General features: G+C 37.8%; 3 protein-coding genes. All 3 read left to right on the forward strand.

Annotated features, from left to right (window positions below):
• The coding region (locus BBG47_RS27885; RefSeq protein WP_065294449.1) for a nucleotidyltransferase at positions 1-608 on the forward strand (608 nt) is incomplete at its 5' end.
• Positions 609-850: 242 nt separating this feature from the next.
• Complete coding sequence (locus BBG47_RS30225; protein ID WP_175400662.1) at positions 851-1,027, forward strand: hypothetical protein; 177 nt, start codon at positions 851-853, stop codon at positions 1,025-1,027.
• Positions 1,028-1,054: 27 nt separating this feature from the next.
• Entirely contained in the window at positions 1,055-1,474 is a 420-nt protein-coding gene (locus BBG47_RS27890) for a VOC family protein (protein ID WP_065294450.1), read from the forward strand.
• The last annotated feature ends 298 nt before the right edge of the window (positions 1,475-1,772 follow it).

Consider the following 1,772-nt stretch of genomic DNA (forward strand, 5'->3'; position numbering starts at 1 on the left):
CTATTTACACAAGATATTTTACGCTCTCTCCCAAAGATATTGATTACGAAAGATTGTCAAATATTAAAGACAGGCTTTTGGAAGAATATCCAATAGTAACTAAGATTGATACCACAATTTGCTCCATTGACGATGTATTAAGTAAACCAAATGATTGGGGTTTTTGGGTAAAGATAATTAGTGTTTGCATATATGGTCATGACGTTGGTGAAAAAGTACCACCGATAATTATTTCTCCAGAGTTCATTTTAGACTTAAATGCAGAGACCAAGAAGGAAGTAGATCGTAGACATAGTTTACTTTCTAATGCTAGTGATAACACAATGAAAACTAGATTAATAAAAGGTTACTCTAAGAGATTAATTCGTGCATTATTCTCTTTGGTTTTAGAAGATACAGGTGTATGGCAAGATGACATTATTAAGATGAAGAATGCCATATTAAACTATTGTGAGATTGACTCCGCTTTAATTGATTATCTGTATGCTTGTTACTTGGATAGTAATGTACTTGTTGAAGAGTTTCTGGAAATTGCAGATGAAGTATATAGCTATTTTGAGAACTCCTTAAATGCAATGGCTGTCCGGGTCACACTGAGAAGCGAGTGACCACATCCAGCCCCCTAAGCCCGTCGGGACGTCACTGCATTAGGTGTTCGGCAAGCCTCATAACTATAAGCAGCGACTCTAATTAAAACATAAGACTATTGAGCTAACGGATAGTAGTATAGTTGAATGAACAAAGGAATTTAATTAAGATCCATAGAATTACTTGTAACTTCTTTTTTTTGCTTCACTTGTTTTGATAGATTACATAACGAACATAATCCAACCATAAGGAGGACTAATACATGATCATTACTGTGCAGAAGGTGCTGAATCGCCTCACCGAACCGGTTGGCCATCTGGAACCGACTGTCGATTGGATTCATGCGATTCGAAAGCCGTGGAATGAAAGTTATTCATTCCACGGCTTTGATGGTTTAGAGGATTATTTATTGCAGCGGAGAAATTATGGAAGGCAGTGAATAATTACTCTTGAGGGAGGGTTTCAAATGAACACCACATCAAAGAGTCAAACACTTGTTCATACTGTAGTTCAGGTTAGACTGCCAGTTAGAAATATCGATGAATCCGTTGCGTGGTATGAAAAGTATTTCGGCTTTACACATTGCTGGAAAACTGAAGAGGAATCAGACCTGAAGCTTGAACCAGGACCCTTTTTGTTTTTAAAACGAGTAGAACAACCAGTTCCTATCCAAATTGTATCGGACGGAAAACCCTATGCGGTTCTTTGTATGAAAACATCAGATGTATTTGAATGCTACCAACGATTTGTCGATGCTGGTGAAGAAGTGACCGAAATAACGTACACTTGGGGTATTGATCGATTTCCTGAATTCAATGTTACAGACCCTTCTGGCAATATTATTAATATAGCGAACTATCCCGATTTACATATTAATGGATTTTGAGCTATCGGTTCGCGTTGTGCTAACGGGACACGTTAGTTGAATGACTACAGCGGCAGTCTAAGACTTTATTTTTCCAGTCTTGGTTCGCCGCTGCTTCTTTTAATGGAACAGTCTAAAACATATTTTTCAAAAGCTGACGATTCATCAATTCAAAAACCGCGATAAATCAACGACTCCAGTCTAAAACTTTATTTTCACCGAACAAAACGCCTCTCCACCTTCCCATGTTGAAAGTATTGCTTCAGTTCAGCCTGTGAATGAGTTTCACTCAAAGCACGCAGCATTCTCCTATGTTAAA

The organism is Paenibacillus sp. KS1 (assembly GCF_001680695.1).
In the GTDB taxonomy this organism is placed as follows: Bacteria; Bacillota; Bacilli; order Paenibacillales; family Paenibacillaceae; genus Paenibacillus_B; species Paenibacillus_B suaedae.

What these genes read in the sequence shown, in the direction of transcription:
- BBG47_RS30225 (WP_175400662.1), top strand. Translation starts at nt 851, where the DNA reads ATGATCATTACTGTGCAGAAGGTGCTGAATCGCCTCACCGAACCGGTT.
- BBG47_RS27890 (WP_065294450.1), top strand. Translation starts at nt 1,055, where the DNA reads ATGAACACCACATCAAAGAGTCAAACACTTGTTCATACTGTAGTTCAG.